This is a genomic window from Ottowia massiliensis (assembly GCF_900240305.1).
GTDB classification, from domain to species: domain Bacteria; phylum Pseudomonadota; class Gammaproteobacteria; order Burkholderiales; family Burkholderiaceae_C; genus Ottowia; species Ottowia massiliensis.
This window is the reverse complement of record NZ_LT964872.1, coordinates 1-829: the sequence shown is the minus strand read 5'-3', so window position 1 is coordinate 829 and position 829 is coordinate 1. Positions and strand designations below refer to the sequence as shown.

General features: G+C 70.4%; 1 protein-coding gene. It reads left to right on the top strand.

Going from position 1 to position 829, the window contains the following annotated elements:
* On the top strand, positions 1 to 829 hold an 829-nt coding region (locus tag C1720_RS14065; RefSeq protein ID WP_199171044.1), incomplete at both ends, for a hypothetical protein.

Below are 829 nucleotides of genomic sequence, written 5' to 3'. Positions count from 1 at the left end.
ACACCGACACCGCCTGCCAACCAGCCGCCGCGCATCACCAGCACGCCGCCTGTGCAAGCACAAGTGGGCAGCGCCTACAGCTACGCCCTGCAAGCCACCGACCCTGAAGGCGCGCCGCTGACGTGCAACCTCACGCGCGCCCCGCAAGGCATGAGCCTGAACGGCTGCACCGTGCAATGGACGCCCACGGCCGCCGCTGCGAACGTGCCCGTGGCCCTGCGCGTGAGCGACGGGCAGGCCTACGCCGAGCAGTCCTGGCAAATCACCGTCACGGCAGCTGCGCCAACGCCAACCGTCACTCCAACGCCCACGCCCAGCCCGTCGCCAACACCGACGCCTACGCCTAGCCCGACACCCACGCCAACCGTCATCCCGACGCCGACCGTCACGCCGACGCCCACGCCGCCAGCCGTTGCCCCGCTGGCTGCGCAACTGCACTTCAGCGCGCGCTATGTGGCTGCTGGCAGCGCCACCATCGTCAGCGTGGCGGCCACGGGCGGCCAGCCGCCTTACACGCTGCAAAGCCTGCACGTGGATGGCACGGCGCACCCCGTCAGCGCTGGCAGCCTGCAAGCGAGCCTGGTCTCCAGCGCCATGGGTCGCCACGATGTCACTGCCGTGCTGCGCGACAGCCGGGGCGCCACGGTCACAGCGCAAGACTGGTATGCCGTGACAGACCCGTTGGATGCAGACGAGCCGGTGGCGCGCATCAGCAGCCCGGGCGACTCTGCGGACATCGTGGTGGCGGACGTCACGGAGCCGGCGGCCATCCTGGGCCAGGCCACGGACAGCCACTTTGCCGAATACGAGCTGCTCATCAGCGCAGCCG